Annotated in this window: 9 protein-coding genes; 4 read left to right on the forward strand and 5 right to left on the reverse strand. The window is 44.2% G+C overall.

All coding sequences use genetic code 11. The features are described 5' to 3' along the window. Position 1: 1 nt before the first annotated feature. Positions 2 to 2,119 carry a methyl-accepting chemotaxis protein gene (locus H8S51_RS17770; RefSeq protein ID WP_015522409.1) on the reverse strand — a complete coding sequence of 706 codons (2,118 nt, stop codon included), beginning with the start codon at positions 2,117 to 2,119 and terminating at the stop codon, positions 2 to 4. 270 nt (positions 2,120 to 2,389) lie between these two features. After that, positions 2,390 to 4,444, reverse strand: coding sequence for a glycosyl hydrolase 53 family protein (locus tag H8S51_RS17775; protein ID WP_241070805.1), 2,055 nt, complete (start codon positions 4,442 to 4,444; stop codon positions 2,390 to 2,392). Between the two features lie 338 nt (positions 4,445 to 4,782). Here H8S51_RS17775 and H8S51_RS17780 point away from each other — a divergent pair, with 338 nt between their 5' ends. The 4 genes from H8S51_RS17780 (at position 4,783) to H8S51_RS17795 (ending at position 9,272) form a co-directional block, all read left to right on the forward strand. Next, positions 4,783 to 6,714, forward strand: a complete 1,932-nt coding sequence (locus H8S51_RS17780; protein WP_186899274.1) for an EAL domain-containing protein — start codon at positions 4,783 to 4,785, stop codon at positions 6,712 to 6,714. Between the two features lie 177 nt (positions 6,715 to 6,891). Beyond that, positions 6,892 to 7,746, forward strand: coding sequence for an amino acid ABC transporter substrate-binding protein (locus H8S51_RS17785; protein ID WP_186899275.1), 855 nt, complete (start codon positions 6,892 to 6,894; stop codon positions 7,744 to 7,746). A gap of 80 nt (positions 7,747 to 7,826) precedes the next feature. Continuing rightward, on the forward strand, positions 7,827 to 8,519 hold the full coding sequence (locus H8S51_RS17790) for an amino acid ABC transporter permease (RefSeq protein WP_015559376.1): 693 nt from the start codon (positions 7,827 to 7,829) through the stop codon (positions 8,517 to 8,519). Positions 8,520 to 8,528: 9 nt separating this feature from the next. Further along, entirely contained in the window at positions 8,529 to 9,272 is a 744-nt protein-coding gene (locus H8S51_RS17795) for an amino acid ABC transporter ATP-binding protein (RefSeq protein ID WP_186899276.1), read from the forward strand. 135 nt (positions 9,273 to 9,407) lie between these two features. Here the strand turns inward: H8S51_RS17795 and H8S51_RS17800 are convergent, their stop codons facing one another. From H8S51_RS17800 to H8S51_RS17810, 3 genes are all read right to left on the reverse strand, one after another. Next, positions 9,408 to 13,388, reverse strand: a complete 3,981-nt coding sequence (locus H8S51_RS17800) for a glycosyl hydrolase (protein WP_186899277.1) — start codon at positions 13,386 to 13,388, stop codon at positions 9,408 to 9,410. A gap of 192 nt (positions 13,389 to 13,580) precedes the next feature. Beyond that, positions 13,581 to 16,385 carry a glycoside hydrolase family 3 protein gene (locus tag H8S51_RS17805; RefSeq protein ID WP_186899278.1) on the reverse strand — a complete coding sequence of 935 codons (2,805 nt, stop codon included), beginning with the start codon at positions 16,383 to 16,385 and terminating at the stop codon, positions 13,581 to 13,583. 187 nt (positions 16,386 to 16,572) lie between these two features. Then, positions 16,573 to 18,990, reverse strand: coding sequence for a glycoside hydrolase family 3 protein (locus H8S51_RS17810; RefSeq protein ID WP_186899279.1), 2,418 nt, complete (start codon positions 18,988 to 18,990; stop codon positions 16,573 to 16,575). Positions 18,991 to 19,489 lie beyond the last annotated feature (499 nt).

The following is a 19,489-nucleotide window of genomic DNA, read 5'->3' on the forward strand; positions in this document are numbered from 1 at the left end:
TCTAATTCCCATTGTAATTCCTGCTCACATATTCTTTAATTGCCTCGCTGTCCTCCGGCATTCTGCATCCAACGATGAATTCACCCTCATTGTTGGAGCTTCGGATCACGCAGCCGGTCAGCGGCTTATTTCCGATCACTGCAAAATCTTTCACATCCAGCTGGACATTTCTACCTTTCTGGCTTGCAAAAACGTTATCACGCACAGAAAATGCAAAACCGTTTGCACTGATATTTACCATTTTTCCGGAATATGTTTTATCTGTTCCTTCTAAGCGGATGGTACATGCATTAGAGATCGGCATACGAGGATATTTTCTTCGGTTATATACCTTCGGATTGGATTCAATATGCAGTTTATACTGACCTTTTTCACCCTGTCTGACCGGATGGATCTCAATATCATCCCAGTAATACAAGACATTGTCAACTACAATATGCAGTTTACATAACTCATGTTTATTCTTTTTATCAACAAAGTCTTTCACTCCATTTTCTGCGGTTACAAAGAGATCTTTGCCACTGCAGTCCACAACTTCGCCGGCATACTCTTTTTTACTGCTGTCATCATTTAATGCAATCGTAATCTTCATGCCAGGTTTTACATCCTGTACGCCCATGAATCCGCCGACGCCGAGTTCTTCCATAAGTTTGCCGACAACACTCTCGATATCAAGCGCACTCTTTGCACTCGCCTCGTATTTGCTCAGCATCGTCTTGGTTGTCAGTTCCGCACCACTGATGCTCTGTGTCATCACTTCCATGACTTCGCCGACCTGATGCATATTGTCCGTCAGTGTCTGGTTGGATGTCTCCACTTCTTTGACTGCGCTGTCTACGACCTTGATGTTTTCGCCAAGGCTTGTCGCATCGTTTGTAATATTTGTCACACTCTGGTTGACATTCGATACTTTTTCAATATTGACCTGGATCAGTTCCACGGTCTCTGAGATGGACTTCATCATCTTCTCGGAAATTGCTTCGAGTCTTGACAATGCTTCCATAATACTGTTGGAGGAAGCCTGTGTTCCACTGCTCAGCTCGCGAATCTCATTGGCAACTACCGCAAATCCCTTGCCGGCTTCTCCGGCTCTCGCTGCCTCGATGGATGCATTTAAAGCAAGTAAATTTGTCTTTGAAGTGATACCTTCAATCGTACTGGTCTCTTCTTTTACATTCTTAAACTCAGCCTTAAAGTCCTCAAGCACCTGCTCTACTTCTTTGGAAAGTGTCGCCATCTTATTGGTGATCTCCACCACCTCAACCAGCTCTTCCGCGCTGATATTGGCATGATCCACCGATGCCCCGATGAGCTGTACCACCTGCTCCATGAGTCCTGCAACATTTTTTACCTGCGTATCGATCACATTGGTCATCTCGACGGAGGAAAGTGTCTTATCATTAAGCACTTCGTTATTGTCTGCAAGATTTTTCATATCTTTCATTACATCATTGGCACCGGTACGGTTCTCGTCTGCAAGCTCTCTCACAACCGTCACACCATCCACGATCTCATTGCTCGCGCCCTTAACCTGCTCTACGGTCTTTACGACGCGCGCAAGATTGGATTTAATGGATGCCGTCAGTGCACCATCCGATTGTACCAGATGGGCGATTGCCATATTGGTACAGGCATAACAGCAGATAACAATGGCAAACTGCAGGACACATTCCTCGCTTGCGACGAAATCCATCATTCCTTTTGCCAGACCTTTATACAGATTACTCGAAATCAGTACAAATAACGTGATACCCATCATTGTCCGGATAAACTTCGGATCTTTATAAAGGATCAGAATGCATACTAACGGTAAAATAAATACATAAGAAACTTCATCTAAAGATGTCCACGCAATTACCGCATAAAATATCAGGTAGCCAAGTCCTACCACCCATTTATACCGCAGACTGTCAGCATGCTTAAATCTCAGTAAGATCCTGCCGCCAAGATACGACAGCCAGCCTGCAACAAAAAAGCCTGCAAAATACGCTTCCTTTAACTGTCCCCTGCCGACTTTTATTCCGTAAAACACGGACGCTATCAGCAAAAGTACAAACCACGTGATACTCGCCCTCTTGTTTGCTTTCGCAATAAAAAAACTCTCATCATAATCCTGCATAGCTTTTTATCCTCTCTGTAAAAATTCACGATACACTCTTGTTCCAGTGTATCACAAATAAAGGGGAATAGCTAGAAATTATGCTAGAAATCTGTCCGGACCTGATTTTAACATGTTACTGTTCACTCGTACCTCGTTCCAGTAACGGATTTTGCTGATGCTTCGCATTCCAAATCGGCAAAATCTGCTGCCACCACTGTATCATATTAAGCGCTCCTAAATAAAAAGCACGTCTTTTACCCATCTCCTTCTCATCAGCGATACCAGCTATCAGTCCGAAATCCGGTTCAGTGTGAAATCATCCACTGTTCCCCAGCTGCCCACGTTACACTGAAACCGTACCCCGATCTTAACCGTTCCATCCGTAACCTTAATCTCCCTGATCGTCGGATTCTGCCAGTCATTGTAGGTGGTCAGCATAAACGGAGCCGTCTGCCCGCCATCTGCAGTCACTGCATACAGTTCCATGGACGCATCCGATGACATATCACCGCCCTGTGAAAATACAGACAACTGATACGTTCCATTCTCCAGACCGGTCACTTCCTGCTCAATGGAAAATTCCATATCTGAATCCCCGGACCAGAAGTGAAATGCGGTCTCACCGGAATGTGCATCATCCGCTTTTACCTGATAATCAGTCGGATCGGCTTCCCCTTCATAAGAGACTTTCCACATTGAACGGTTTTTATCTTCAAAACCTGGATTGACCGCATAATTTACCATTTCCACTTCCACATGCGCGGTAACAGTGGTTCCCTCTTCCAATGCCCCTTCGATCTCATAACTGCCGGCTTTCGTGGTATCGATTGCCTTCATCTGTGTCTCATTCCAGCTTACAGATTGTTTTTTATTCTGTGAACGGTCATTGTATACAACATCAATACTCTCCGGCAGAACCAGATCTTCGCCTACATTGCAGGAGACGTAAACATCCGGGATATAGTCAACTGCAAGCGGCGCTGTTGCGCCATATTTTAAATACTTAAATACATTCAAAGAAGCCAGTGGGTGTCCGGTAAAATCAAACATTGCCTGATTGTCCCAGGAACAGCCTCCATAGTATAACCCTGCATCATCCGGGTCATACTCAGCCGAATAACTGCTTGCCCAACCGCTTCCGTATTTCTCCCACAGAGCGGAATTATCCGCATCGGCTGATCCGACAGGGATCCATGTGCCTTCCCAGTAAAAGACACCTTCCACTCCGGCCTCATTTGCGGCTGCACAGATATCACGGATCACTGTTGCCTGACTCTGTACCGTTGCACCGTAACCGTCTGTCAGGTCATCGGTTCCTTTCAGGCTGTTGCCAAAACCGTCTCCATCCTCAGATGTATAACAGTAAGAAGTCTCTGCAATATATACTTCTTTTCCGTACTTATCCTCGATCAGTTTTGCTGCGTTCTGCATATTTTCATTGGTTCCGTCCCAGAACGGATAGAAGGAAAGACCAAACATATCATAGTCCACACCGGCATCTTTTAAATTTGCTGCCATCGTATCGATCTGGTCATTATCCTCAATGTTCGTATAATGTACGGCAACTTTAATGTCTTTTCCATAAGACTCTGCCACTTCTCTCACTGCCTTACTTCCGGAATTTAAAAGCTGCATCACGGCATCCACATCTGTTTCCCCGGACATACCGTTATTGATCTCATTTCCGATCTGCACCATCCCGACATCCACACCGGCATCTAACAGCTTTCCAAGGCTCTCTGTCGTATAATCATAGAGTGCATCACTCTTTTCATCGACTGTCATACCTTTCCATGCCTTCGGTGCATGCTGTCTTTTCGGATCTGCCCAGAAATCTGAATAGTGAAAATCAATGCAGACCTTCATTCCGTATCTGGCTGCACGCACACCAAGTTTCATGGCAGTCGTCAGATCATTGTTTCCGCCGCCATAGCCATTGCCGTTCTTGTCATACGGATCATTCCATACACGCAGGCGGATATAATTGACTCCGGACTGCGCAAGTGTCTCAAACACATCCTGCTCTTTTCCATCGTAGCCATAATACACAGCCCCACTGTTTTCCACAGAAAGAACCGCGGATGCATCCATTCCCCGGATAAAGTCATCCGAAATATCCGCAACCGGTTGCACAAAAATATCAGACTCCTCCGGTCCGTCCGGCAGCGTGAATGTTGTAACTTCTCCCACCGGCTCAACCACATCTTCCGATGTATTGTTCTCCTGTACTTCTGTCTTTGTCCCTGTCGTTCCGGCAGAATCCCCACATCCTGCCAGAAGAACAGTTCCAAGACTTACGCTGACACATGCCGCCAGTAGTTTTCTGTAAACCTGTTTTTTCATAATGTTCACCTTTTCTGTGTGTGAAAAAATTTTTTCACACTCCCCTCCATAAATTTGCTCTTTTTTCCACGATTTCTCTATATTCTTAAGGTACCTGCGGCTGACTGCTTCAGCAACATTCTTTCTCTCCAATATAGCGCAATCGGTTGCGCTTTTTATTTTATAACTTTGCTGTCTTAACGTCAACCTGAGCATGCATTTTTGTGACATTTTTTCGACATTCATACTGTCATTTTGGTCAACATTAACATGTGCGATCCCGTGACATTTTTCCCATATTATGGTATAATTTTTGTTCGGCTAAATTACTTTTAATCTGATTACAGGGGAATGAAATTATGAATCTGCAACCCAAAATATTATCCAACGCTTTTTTGATCAACGGGTACACTCCCGCTGTAGATATGATTCTCGTGATCTTATGTATATTACTTTTACTGCTTCTCCGGGAGACATTTATCCGCCGCAGCAGACTTTTTCTGCTTTTTCGCACCTGCATCGCGCTTTTGCTGATTGCAGCCTTCAGCAATTCCTGCTTTTACTATACTGTACTGTATTTCGACAGTGATACCACTTTATGTATTCTGCGTGCAATATATCATTCAAGCCTGCTGCTCATTTTTTGTCTGTATGCGGCTTATTTAAAGATTTTGATTGGTATTCCGGGAAAAACAGGACATATCATGAATATTTTCCTATATTCCTTATATATCATTTTTGCCGTTGTGGATGCACTGTCACCTGTATTGGGTTACAGTTTCTACCGGGACAGCTCAGGTGCATGGCATGATAACCTTTATTTAAAACCGTTTACGATTGCTTACGGGATTTATATGGCGTTTATTTTTTTCCTGTTACTTTACTATCATAAACGCATTCCAACAAGTTTATTCCATATGCTCGTGATCGTACAGTTCATCTGTGTTTTTCTCGTCTGTGCAGAAAACCATTTTGGCAGCAATACCTTCCTTGCCATCACCTTTCTCCTGCCGATCATGGTAATCCTTTATATGGTACATGGAAGTTCTTACAGTATCAAGACAGGGGCCCTGAATGCTGATTCCCTAAACGAATATTTAAACCAGCAGGCGTCAATTCAAAATTCTACTTATTATATGTGTCTCCGTTTCGACACTGATTCCGAATATGTGATGCCGGATGAGCTTGGCAAACTTTTTTTCAACTTCTGGAACGGCTACTTTAAAAACGGACTCCTCTTCCACCCATCTACAGATTTTTTTGTTCTTGCAATTGATGTCAGTGACATCCGGAATGCAGATAAAATCGCACAGGATATGATCCAGAATGACTTTAAACGCCATTTTGAAACTTATAAACTGCCTTATAAGATCGTTATGTTCAATCATCTGGATTTCTGTGAAAACTTAGAGCAGTTTTACGAACTTTTTAACTTCTTTGCAGAACCGATGGAACTAAATAATTTCCGCTCCTGCGACACCGCCGATTATAAAAGTTTTCATGATATGAAATATCTCTCGGCGCAGTTAAAAGATATTGCAGAAAACGGTTCCCTTGATGACGAAAGAGTTCTTGTATACTGCCAGCCGGTCCGCAACGTAAATGCCGGCAATTATGACACCGCAGAAGCACTGATGCGTCTGAAACTAAAGGACACCGGCATGGTATATCCAAACCGGTTTATTCCGCTCGCTGAAAAGAATGGCTATATCCATAAATTAAGCATGATCATTTTAAATAAGACCTGCCGTGCGATCCGGGAATTTCAGGATGAAGGTTACCACCTTTCCCGTGTTTCCGTAAATCTCTCTATTTCAGAGCTCTCCAATAAGAATTTTATGGAAGAGTTCCGGCAGATCGTAGAAAGAAACGGTGTTGATTTTCATACCATCGCAGTGGAACTGACCGAGAGCCGCAACGATACCGAATACGAACTCGTTCTTGACCGTGTAATGCAGTTTAAATCCCTCGGTGTATGTACTTACCTCGACGATTTTGGAACCGGATATTCTAATTTTGACCGGATTCTTAGCTTAAAACTTGATGTTGTAAAATTTGACCGCAGCCTTCTTCTGATGGCAAATAAGGATGAAAATTCCCAGTTTATCCTGAACTACTTTTCCACTGCTTTTGAAAAACTCGGATATAAAGTACTCTATGAGGGCGTGGAAACAGACGAACAGGAAGAAATTTGTGTAAACAGTCATGCAGACTATCTGCAGGGATTCAAATTTTCAAAACCGATCCCGATTGAAGAACTGAAAAACTTTCTTTCTCCGATACAGGAATAACTTCATTTCTCCTGTATAGCATGGTTGTTACCGTATTTTTTTACAAACAAAAATGTTTTCTTTGCAAATCACTTGACATCATTATCTGATAAAAGTATAATCTGTTCTAAATCATATCAGAATAGTATGAATTAAGAAGAAGATGGAGATTATGAAAAAAAGAAAGGGACAAGTTTTATGAAGAAAAAAGTGATTTCAATTTTACTGACAGCCGTTTTAGCCACAGGAATGGCAGCATGCGGTTCTGACAGCAATACAGCTGATAATTCTGCAAATAATACAGCTGACAATACACAGAACACAGCTGAAACTTCAACCGAATCCACTGGTTCTGCTGATTCTGCTGAAAAACCTGTATTAACTGTCGGCATGGAGGGAACTTATGCTCCATACACCTACCACGATGAAAATGGTACTTTAACCGGTTTTGAGGTTGATATGGCAAATGCGATCGGTGAAAAAATGGGATATGATGTTGAATTTGTTGAAACAGAGTGGGATTCCATCACTGCTGCACTTGATGCCGGCAATTTTGATGCAGTTATGAATCAGGTAACCATTACCGACGAGCGTAAAGAAAAATATGACTTTTCTACACCGTATATTTATACAAGACCGGTTCTCATTGTTGCTGCTGACAACACCGATATCACTTCTTTTGAAGATGTGAACGGCAAAAAAGCCGCAGAAGGACTTACATCAAACTTCAATGAAATTGCCAAAAGCTATGGTGCTGAAATCGTCGGGCAGGATAAATTCGCACTTGCCATGGAATGTGTTTTAAGTGGCGAAGCTGATTGTGCTATCAATGATGAGCTGACCTATGCTTACTGGAAACAGCAGAAGGGCGGCGACGAATCCACAAAGATTGTTGCTGAATCAGATGACGTAAATGCAAGTGCCGTAATGTTGAAAAAAGGCAATGATGAATTAGTTGAGAAAATTAACACCGCCATTGACGCATTAATCGCAGATGGAACAGTCAAAGAAATTTCTGAGAAATACTTTGGCTTAGACGTATCTCAGCCTTAATATATAGAATTTAAACATGGCAATAGAATGTACTATATCGTTCTATTGTCATGAATTACTATCGTTACAGGAGAAAACTCATGGGATCATATGCATACCTGACAGCGGGTATTATTACAGCAAGACAAGCGGAACTGATGAAAAATGCATTCTGGCCAATGCTAAGACAGGGCCTGCTTTACACGATTCCCCTGACACTGGTATCCTTTGCGATCGGTGTCATCATTGCCGTGCTGTGTGCACTTTTTATTATCAACAAAATACCGGTATTAAAACAGATCGCCGGAATCTATATCTGGGTATTCCGCGGAACCCCTCTGCTGGTACAGTTATTTATCATGTACTGGGGTATTTGTAATCCCCTTGGCATCAACAAGTGGGTTGCCTGTATCTCGGCACTCTCCTTAAATGTAGGTGCCTACTCCGCAGAGACGATCCGCGCTGCAATCCTTTCCATTAACAAAGGTCAGTGGGAAGCCGGCTATTCCCTCGGCATGAGTTACCAGCAGACATTCCGCCGTATCATCATTCCGCAGGCTGCTACTGTATCCATACCACCGCTTTTTAACACCTTTATCGGTCTTGTCAAGGATACTTCCCTTGCATCTACGATCATGATCGGTGAGATGTTCCGTAAAGCACAGGAAGCCGCAGCAAGCTCACTCGAATACCTTTGGATCTATATCGAAGTTGCACTCATTTACCTTCTTTTCTGTACGCTGTTGACCGGACTGCAGAAATGGATTGAGAAAAAACTGCGTGTCGGAAAGTAGAGGTATCATATGTATTCTTTAGATAACATTTATAAATCATTTGACAATAATCAGGTCTTAAAAGGTGTCTCCTTAGAGATTCCGAAAAATAAAACCACCGTCCTGATCGGGCCATCCGGTTCCGGTAAGACAACACTGTTACGCTGTATCAATCTGCTTGAAATCCCGGACAGCGGCACCGTGAATGTAAACGGTTCCTCTATGACCTTTCATGAAGGACAGAAAGTAAAGTACAGCGGCAACGAGATCCGGAATATCCGCATGAAAACCGGTATGGTATTCCAGAACTTTCAGCTTTTTCCTCACAAAACGGTGCTGGAAAATATTATGGAAGGTCCTATCACCGTCTTAAAGAAAGACCGAAGTGAATGCGAAAAAGAAGCGTTATCTCTTTTAGAGAAAGTCGGTTTATCCGATAAGCGCGACGCTTATCCGGGACAGCTCTCCGGCGGCCAGCAGCAGAGAATCGCCATCGCAAGGGCACTCGCCATGAAACCGGAACTACTTCTTTTTGATGAGCCTACCAGTGCGTTAGACCCGGAACTTGAAGTGGAGGTTTTAAATATCATCCGCAGATTAGTCGACGAAAAGCAGACCATCGTGATCATCACACACAAGATGTCTTTCGCCAGAGAAGTCGCAGATAAAGTCGTCTTTTTTGATGAGGGAAAAATCTTAAAAGAAGGAACTTACGCTGAGCTTGAACAGAGTAATATTCCAAGAATTACACAGTTCTTAAATATGTTGAACTAAACAATAGACCGCCTCACAGGAAACCTGTTGTCATGAATAAGTAAAAAATCCGTGCAGGATCAGTTTTGATCCGCACGGATTTTTTGCTGTCAGCCTTATCTACGCTCCAGATAATCATTATTATGATAAATCTTTTTATTTTCCACAGCGCACTGCATTTGAAGCAGTTCCTTTCACCGATGTTTTTCCGGCATTTTTTACGGCTCTTACTTTATAGTAATATGTTTTTCCTTTCTTCGCTTTGCCGTCTGTGTAAGAAACAATAGTGCCCTTTTTCAGCGTCTTTATCTTTTGATATTTTCCTTTTTTGGATGTTGCACGGTAGATCGCGTATCCATCTGCACCTTTTACCTTCTTCCAGGTTAATTTTACCTTGGACTTCACACGTTTTGCCTTAACCGCAGTCACCTTCTGCGGGCTGGTCGCAGCCTTGATCACATTGGAGTACTTTCCGGTTACCGTCTTTTTACCGCTTTTCCTGTATGCACGCACTTTATACTGATAAACCGTTGCTGTTTTGAGCTTTTTATCCGTATAGGTATTAGTTTTTAACGTTGCAACCTTCTGATATTTTTTCGTTGATTTGTTATAACGGTATACCTGATAACCATCTGCTTTCTTTACTTTTTTCCATGTTAAGCGGATGGAAGTCTCCGTTGCCCCGGACTGTTTGAAGCCGGAAACCTGTGCAACTGTCGTTTTATCTGTATTACCCGGTTTCTCTGTATCTTCCGGTTTCTCTGTATTTCCCGGTTTTTCTGTATCTCCCGGTTTCTCCGTATCTCCCGGTTTCTCTGTATTTCCCGGTTTTTCTGTATCTCCCGGTTTCTCCGTATCTCCCGGTTTCTCTGTATCTCCCGGTTTCTCTGTATCTCCCGGTTTCTGTCCTCCGGACACGAGTGACTGATCTGTCAGTACATATCCACCTTCTGTCACATTTAACTTTGATTCATCCACATTTACAAAGCGGATATCATCAAAAACAATTTTCGACTGGATATCAACCCCATTTCCGTCTTCTGAAATGCTGTTACACCAGATTGCAAACTTCGTAACATTCTTTGGATCAAAAGTTCCATTCTGTTTACCCTTTAATTTGTTAAATGGGATCGTAACATATTTTGCCTCTGTCGTCTTTACAAAGTCAGTCAGAAATACTTCGAAATCCTCTCCGCCGGAAACAAGCTGAACTACCAGTTTCTGTCCTTTTCCATCCGGTTTTACCCACATGCTGACCGCATTGTATTCGCTGTAATCGTTTGTGCTTAAACCTTTCATACGTCCGGTCCATACTTCCGGTCCGCTCGTCTTAAGCTGATAAGTAAATGCACCTCCGTAAACACCTTCTGCTTTATGATCCTTATCTAATACAAAGGAAGAACTGCAGTTTGCTGCTGAATTTTCTGTAAAAGTTCCATCCAGGTAGTCATTGTCATCATAGTATAATTCAAAATTTTCAATGACATTCTTTGCAAGTGTTTCCTTTTCTTTTCCAAAACTGATATAGGAAACAGTCACAAGTGTTTTGCCATCTGCCACAAGGCTGATCTTACCGGTATCCGTTGTTCCAAGTGCACTCAGAATATCCGCAGACAGCACACCTTCGTAAGCACCAGATTCTTCCGTTTTCTCTGCCGTGATCGTTTTTTCTGTCTTTGTATCCGGGTTTGTCAGCACAAAACTTACACTCTGTGCATTTCTCACATTTGCTTTTAAAGTAAATGCACTTGTGATTGCCATCTTAGAGAAAACATTGGCAAAATAACCTGCTGCATTTCCCTGATTTGCATTTCTTACTTCTTTCTGGTCTGCATTTCCGTAAAAGTTTGTTCCATTCGCAAAAACAGAAGATTTTTCATTGTAGAATTCAATAAACTCGTTGATCAGTTCCTGTCCGTGGGTATCATCATATTTATATGGGACATAAAAGTTGGTGTCTCCAAAATTTGCCCACAGTAAGAAGTACGGCATTCCGGTGTCAACTGCCACCTGATTAACCTGTTTGTACCAGTTGTGTCCTGCGATCGGATTTCCTTTTACTAAAATTCCTTCATTATCCGATCCATCGGCTTTCATCACCCTTACACCGGTTTCGGAAATTGCAGCTACTTTTCCTTTTGCGTCTGCAATATTCTTTACCACCTGACAGGTTTTCTTTAAATTGTCCACAAACTCGCCGGAATATTCTGCCGGATAAGTATTGTAATCATCATAGTAATCAAATGCAACGATATCCACACAGTCATCGCCCGGATAGCGGTCCATATACTCTTCCTCTGAAGTTAACGGACCATTTGGGGAATATACATAAATAAAGTTGTGTACTCCCTTTGATGCCAGATAATCCTGTGTGTACTGGAACAGCGCACGGTATGTCTCTTTATCGGTTGTCGCAGCACCCCACCAGAACCATCCGCCTGTATTTTCATGGAATGGACGGAATAAAACAGGAATATCGCCAAGTCCGTTTGCGTAATCTGCAATGATATCAAGATAGGTTGTAAACTGCGCATTGTATTTTCCACCCGGAAGTACTTCTGCGGAGCAGTTATTGCTCAGGTCTTTTGCCTCCGAAAAATCACACTGTGAAAAATCATATTTTCTCGCCGCATCCGGTGTTGCAATGATTTTTTCATTGCTCATATTCGGCATATGGGTGGATAATGTGATGATCGCACCCTCTGCAGCTGCTGCCTTGCTGATCTCGATAGATTTCTGAACTGCATCATCTACGTTATCAATTCCAAGTTCCCCGCCTGTCAGTGCCAGCGAATCGATTCCGACCAGACCACTAATACTTCCGGTCACGTCCTTTGTATCCGAATAGACACCGTCTCTGGTTGAAACATGCTTGCTTGTGTCATTCTGATGTCCGAATAATACCTGGTCAGCAGCATCCAGTCCTTTTAAATATGCATATAACGCTTTTGCTGAACCTGATGCATTCACATCCGAAAGTGTTACTTCTTCCGGCATACTGGACGTATCTGCAAGCACAGCCTCTCCTGCCGTCTCTGTGATCTCCGTATAATCGCCCGCTGCATTATACTGGGATAAAGTCAGGTTATCCAGATATACGCTTCCCAAAAAGGCAGTGCTCACACCAACTGTTCCAATCATCAGATCCGTGATCTTTGCAGTGTTTGGTGAGAATTTGACAGTGACCACTGCTTTCTTATATCCGTCACCGAGATCTGACGTTTCGATCTTTGCTTCTTTGTTGATGATCTCCACATCATCTGCTCCGTTTTTTGCAAAAATCTTTGCCTTAAAAGAACCGTCAAAAGCTTCCGGATAGATCATTTCATAGCTTAAAACATTATAAGCCGATACATCGAGTCCTTCTGCAAACGACTTTTTAATCTTTGCCTCACTCCATGTAAAACCTTCACAACCGGTATAATCGAGATCTGCCTTTAACATTTTGCTTCCCTGAAATTCAGCTACACTGATTCCTACCGCATTGTCGTACTGCCAGCCGCCTTCCTGATCCCAGCCTGCACTGCTTCCTGTCTCTGCAGATTCAAAATCATCGATCACACTCGGATCTTTTGCAGGCAGTTCCGGCTGCGCTTCTGCCACACCGCTTAATGTAACATTGGAAAATGTACATGTTCCTGAAAAGCCCTGACCAATCAGTCGGAAATATACACCTTTTAAATCATCTGCATCCTTATCCTCAAACTTAATCGTAATCGTTGTTTTGTGTGTATCTTCTGAAAAACTGCTCTGCTGTAAATACGGGATATCCTGACTGTCTGTCCATGTCCACTCACTTCCCAGCTTCACGATACCCTGAACCTTTAAGTAACTTTCCCCGGTACCCAATGATGCGTACGCCTCATCATCCAGTGTAATATCTGCCTTCATTGTGAAATCTTTCGTTGTCACACAATCTGCAATACTTTCATCATAAGTGATCATTGGCGGATTATCCCAATCCTCTGTTGCAAGATCCAGTTTGTCTTTTGTTACTGTGTTTGTCCCGGTATAAAACACACTCGCTTCTGCCGCATAGACATACTCGTATCCCCCTGCAAAATTGCCGCTTGAAAACGCAACTGCAGCCGCTAAAAGAGCGGCTGCAAGTCGTTTTCCCATAAAACGTTTTCTCATAAACTTACCTCCAATACATTTATTAGCTTTATGCACTTTGTCTTTTAATTATATGTTACTTCAAAAAACATTGTCAATTAAGCTTATATTAGTTTGTAAATTTTCAGAGTTTTTACTTAATTTTTGCTTTTTTAAGTTGTTTTATGAGATTAAAATTGTATACTTTTACTTTATAAATTCAGATAATAAATTTTACTCTAACTCAATCCAGTCCAGCTTCAGTTCCGGTGTCACATACTCTGCTTTCAGTTCATAATACCCCGGCATAAATTTCACACGACACATCCGCTGTGTCAGGAAACGCTCTCCGGTTCCACCTGTCTGGACGGTTGCCATCAGTTCTCCATTCAGATACAGATTGGCAGCTCCCTGTGCTAATCCTTCCACCGGGAAACAGAAATGTGCATTAACGTTTAAAATGCTTTCTTTTTCCACATAAAGGACTGTGTTTTCAAACTTTCCTGCCTCGATCCGGTTTCCGCTCTGCAGTGCACAGACCTGCTTTTCGTCTGTATTTACTGCTTCTTTTGCAGTAACTGTAAGCAGTGGATCAAAATCTTTTAACGGACGTTTCATCACAGGTGTTCCAAGCAGGAAACGGCAGATGTTTTTCGCACAGCGCTGTAACTCTCCAACAGTGAGTTTTCCCGCCTCCAACGCTTCTACGGTATCATCGCCCGCTGCGTTGATGGCAGCACCATTATTGTTGACTACCATGTATAAGTCATTCTGTGCACGAACCATGAATGAGGTGTATCTGCGGTCTGCCTCCCCGCCGTTTACAACGTCATTCATCTTTGCCCACCAGTCTGTCATAACAATTCCCTGATATCCCCACTCGCCACGCAGGATCGTCGTATTTAAGTCATAATTGGATGCCGTCCAGTGTCCGTTGACCGGGTTGTAAGAGGTCATGATCGAATTTGCATTTCCCTCTTTCACGGCAATCTCAAAGCCTTTCAGATAGATTTCACGGAGTGCCCGCTCAGATACAACGGAGTTTACATTATGTCTTTCCGTCTCCTGATTATTCGCTGCAAAATGTTTCACGGTCGCAGAAGAACCGGCACTTCGGATTCCCCTTGTCATTGCCGCCGCAAACTGTCCTGTCACAAGCGGATCTTCACTGAAATACTCAAAGTTACGTCCATTTAATGGATAGCGGTGGATATTGATTCCCGGCCCAAGCAGGGTGTCGATCTCGTTTCCAACTAATTCCCTGCCTTCCATCTGATATAATTCTTCCATCATTGGAATATTAAAGGAACATGCAAGGAGTGTTCCGATCGGGAGTTGTGTTGCCTTTAATCCGCTCTCCATACGGATGCCGGACGGGCCATCGGATGCGCAGGCGATCGGGATACCGTAACCGTGCAGGCTGTCGCTGACACCGCCAAATGCGGATGCTGTACCCGGTGTTACCTTCGGGCTGCTCATTCCCTCGCCGCGGACGATCACGGCTAACTCCTCGTTGGTAAACTGTGCTACAAATGCGTCCAATTCTTCTTCCACACTGCTGCCATTTTTGATATTCTCTGCAACCGCCTGTAAGGTAATTCCTTTATTTCCGGTCTGTGGCAGTTCTTTTGGCAGACGGCTTTTGATCCGCTCTGCCAGATCAACCATCTGCTGTGGTGCTTTTTCATATGCACGGGCAAACACCCCGTCCTCCTTTTGCCTGCCTGTCTTAAGACGCAAAAATTCTTTTGTCGGCGCAAGCGCCTCCTTCAGTTCCTCTGTGACAACGCAGGAAGCAATCTCATAGCCGCCTTTTCCGTCCACATTGGCTTTTTCTGTGCATCTGACACTGTTTCCAACGTAGATCTCATACAGACCTTCCTCTAAGACATAGCAGGACTTATGACCAGTCACACCGCTGTCGTCATAGGAAGCAAACCGGCTTACCGGAATGGTAAGTTCAAGAACTTCCTCCTCGCCCGGAGCAAGCAGTTTTGTCTTTGCAAATCCGCACAATACCTTTGCCGGTTTTCCAAGCTGTCCCTGTGGGGCGGACACATAAACCTGGGCAGCCTCTTTTCCGGCTGCTGACCCGGTATTTTTCACACGGATACTGAGTGCGATCTTTGCATCTTTTCCATTTCCTGTACTCTCCGCTTTTACCGTCTCCATGGAAAATTCCGTATAAGATAAACCGAAACCAAACTCATACATTACTTTTTCCGGTGCGAATGTCTCAAAATAACGGTAGCCGACATAGATATCTTCCGCATAAATATTTTCTGTCTTACTTCCAAAATGGTCCGCTACCGGGTAATCAGAAAGTTTCTCCGCGATCGTATCCGTCAGTTTTCCGGATGGTGTCACTCTGCCCGATAACAGATCTGCAACGGCGTTCGCGCCTTCCATTCCTCCCTGCCAGATGTAAAGAATCGCTTTGATGTGATCCTGATATGCTGCATCTTTCGTCCAGCTCATATCAATGATATTAGACACATTTAAAAGCACTGCCACTTCGTTAAAATATTTTGTTACGATGCGAAGATTTTCTTTCTCCCGTTTTGTCAGAAGATAACTGCCTTCCGTGTCCTCGTAATCTTTATCCTCACCGGCAGTTCTTCCGATCAGAAAAATAGCTTTTTCAGACTTTTCTGCTGCGCAGCGTGCGATCTCGTCGGTGATTTCCATCTCTTCCTGATGCCACGGCTCTGCCGCCCAGCCACCGCCTCCGTTGTCAAACGGATGCTCCTTTAACCATTCTTTATAGGTTTCTACCAATTCCTCATTTACAGGGAAAGCATTGTTTTCTTTGATTCCGTCTAAAATATTTTTGACATACGGCACATTAACCGCTCCACCTGAACCGGTTCCACTCCGGTAATACTCAATCTGGCTTCTTCCGAAAATAGAAACTGTCTCATCCTTTTTGATCGGAAGCATATGCCCCTCATTCTTTAAAAGCACGACTCCCTCTGCTGCTGCCTCTCTACAGTATGCTGCCAGTTCCGGCAGCGGAACACCGATTCCACTGTTACCCATGATAATCCTCCATTTTAATCTCCATTCTTGCGCTGTCTTTCAATGAAAACAACGTTTTCATTTGCATCTCAAGTTTGTGCGTAAGCACAAATCTTGCGTGTGAAAAATCTTATTTTTCACACTATATATCTGTTGTTATCTTTTTAGCCTGTCATTGTTTTTGTCTATGATTGTTTTTCGCCTGATTTCAGTCGATTTTCAGTATTAATCCTAAAATCCGCTTTGCGCAGATCTCCATCTCTTCTCTTGTCAGCACTCCTGCCTCTTTTGCGCGGAGCAGGCTCTCCGGGAATCCACATGCCATCTTGATGTCATTTCCCGCTTTTACTTCTTTATAATGCTCACCGCTTGTCCACCAGTCGGTCGTGACCATTCCCTGATAATTCCACTCACCTCTTAAGATGTCCTCTAAAAGCTCACGGTTTTCAGAAGTCCTGTGTCCGTTTACGATATTGTAAGATGACATAATGCACCACGGATCTGCCTCTTTTACGATAATCTCAAACGCCTTTAAATAAATCTCCCTTGCTGCCCGCTCGGACACTCTGGAATCGCTTTCCTTACGGTTTGTCTCCTTATTGTTGCATGCAAAATGTTTGACCGTCGCGGCAATATGTTTTGACTGGATTCCCTTTACCATTGCAGATGCCATTTTTCCGGTCAGATACGGGTCTTCGGAATAATACTCGAAGTTTCTTCCGCAGAGCGGACTTCTGTGGATATTGACTGCAGGCGTCAGCCAGACGGCAATGTTATTTTCCTTCACCTCAGCGGCACCTGCTGCACCAACCTGATATACCACATCCGGGTTCCAGGTACATGCTAAAAGTGTCGCACACGGCCACGCCGTCGTAACTACGCCGCATTTTTTCTCAATGCGGAGTCCGGCAGGTCCGTCCGCCGTCATAATATTCGGGATTCCATACTCCGGCATATTTCCAAATCCAAATGTATTTGCCACACCGGTATTCGGCTGTCCGCCTAAAATATGCGCAAGTTCCTCATCTGTCATCTGTGCCACAAATTCGTCCAGCGTGATCTTTCCTTCTGCAACTTCCATAAAAATATGTGCGTCTTTCTTATACGGCTGTGACCAGATCTGATGTCCCGGCAGTGTGCGGACAGCCGGTGAAAATCCATCGCTTTCCTCCCTCGGAACACGTTTGATTGCGGAGTAATCCGGATCATTCGGTTCGGACTGCGGCAGTTTTTCAAAACTTCCATCGGAGAGCATGCGCTCCGCAAGTGAAGTCGGAACCAGTTTTGCACTAAGCTGCTCTGTTACGGTATCCTCTGGCATTGTAAAACAAAATACCTGCTCTGTTTCCCTCACGGACGTGCCAAGATAAAACTGATACTTACCTTTTTCCAGCACATAGGCAGATTTCTGAATTTTTCCCAGATCATCATAGGATGCAAGCTGTGCCACCGGTGCCTCTAACGTCAGAAGCTGCGTTTCTCCCTGTGCTAACAGTCGTGTTTTTTCAAATGCTGCAAGGACTCTCTTTGCCTTTCCAAGTACGCCCTGCGGTGCCTGCGCATATAACTGCATGACTTCTTTTCCCGGATATTTTCCGGTGTTGGTCACATTGACACGCACACGGATCACACCCTGTTTTTCTTCCGCAGATACTAACGCACACTCGAAAGTCGTGTAGGAAAGACCGTAGCCAAACGGATAATTGACGGCTTTATCAGCCCCCGGTATTGTCTCAAAATAGCGGTAGCCGACGTAGATATCTTCTTTATAATCGACATATTTTACCGATTCATGGAATGTCTCCGATGACGGATAGTCTTCCAGTTTCTTTGCAAATGTGTCGGAAAGTTTTCCGGATGGGCTGCCGACGCCGCACAGAAGCTCTGCTGCTGCGCTTCCGCCTTCCATACCCCCCTGCCATGCCATCAGTACCGCCTGAATTTTTTCATTTTCTGCAAACCAGTCCGTATCGACCATGCCGCCGACATTCATAACGACTGCCACCTTCGGGAACAACTGCTGCACCTGTTCCACCATCGCGCTCTCTTCCTTCGTCAGGTAAAAGTCTCCGTCCGGAAAAATGCGCTCTGCCTTTTCCAGCAGCGGATCTGTCTGTACCGACTCATCCATCTCCTTATCATAAGAACTCTTTCTGTCCCAGCCTTCCCCGGAAAAACGGCTGATGCAGATCACTGCCGTGTCCGTGTACGCTCTCGCTTTTTTTGCAGTTTCTTCCGGAAACGCAGGCTCTACTGTCATTCCCGGTTCTGCTCCTGCCTCGTACTGTTTTTCTACCTCTTTACGGTAATAATCAGAGAGTGCCTCATACACTTCTACTTTTTCCGGCAGCTTCTTGAATCCCTCATACAAATTTGTCGTATAAGCAACGGTTACATCTCCGCTTCCGCCACCACCCTTGACATAGTCAAAACTGCCTTTTCCAAACAGGGCGAGTTTGGTGCCTGCCTGAAATGGGAGAAGGCTTTCATTGTTCTTTAGAAGAACCATGCCTTCTTTGGCGGCTTCTTTTGACAGGGTGATGTGTGCTTTTGAGGCGGTGACTTTGGTGCCGTCAGCTCCGAGAGGGAGGTTGGGTTGATAAAGTGATCTTTGCCATTTTTCCATGATTGTGGGCTCCTTTTTGAAATATTTGGTGGGTGGGCGTTGGAGGTAAAACTTTTTCGTAGGTTGTGAACGTTGGATGTAAAACGCTTCGTAGGATGTGTCACGTTGCTGGCAAAACGCTTTGTAGGATGTGTCACGTTGCTGGCAAAACGCTTTGTAGGATGTGTATGCTGCGAGGGATACGCAGTTTTAACGAAGGCACGCTCCCGCTGCGTGTCGCTCGTAGCGGTACTAAGCGACCAAAATACGGTCGCTAAGGACCGACGGCTCCCCAGCACCTTCTTATAAATCTGCGTATCCCTCGCAACAGGCGCAGGTTGTTGGTGCGTTTTGCATGCAGCGCTTTCAGCGTATTGATGCGTTTTGTCGGCAGCGGCTTCTTGGTTTCGATGCATTTTTGCCTGCAACGGCTTCTTGGTTTTGATACGTTTTGTCGGCAGCGGCTTCTTGGTTTTGATGCGTTTTGTCGGCAACGGCTTCTTGGTTTCGATGCGTTTTT

Origin of the sequence: Roseburia rectibacter (assembly GCF_014287515.2) — a bacterium.
GTDB classification, from domain to species: Bacteria; Bacillota; Clostridia; order Lachnospirales; family Lachnospiraceae; genus Roseburia; species Roseburia rectibacter.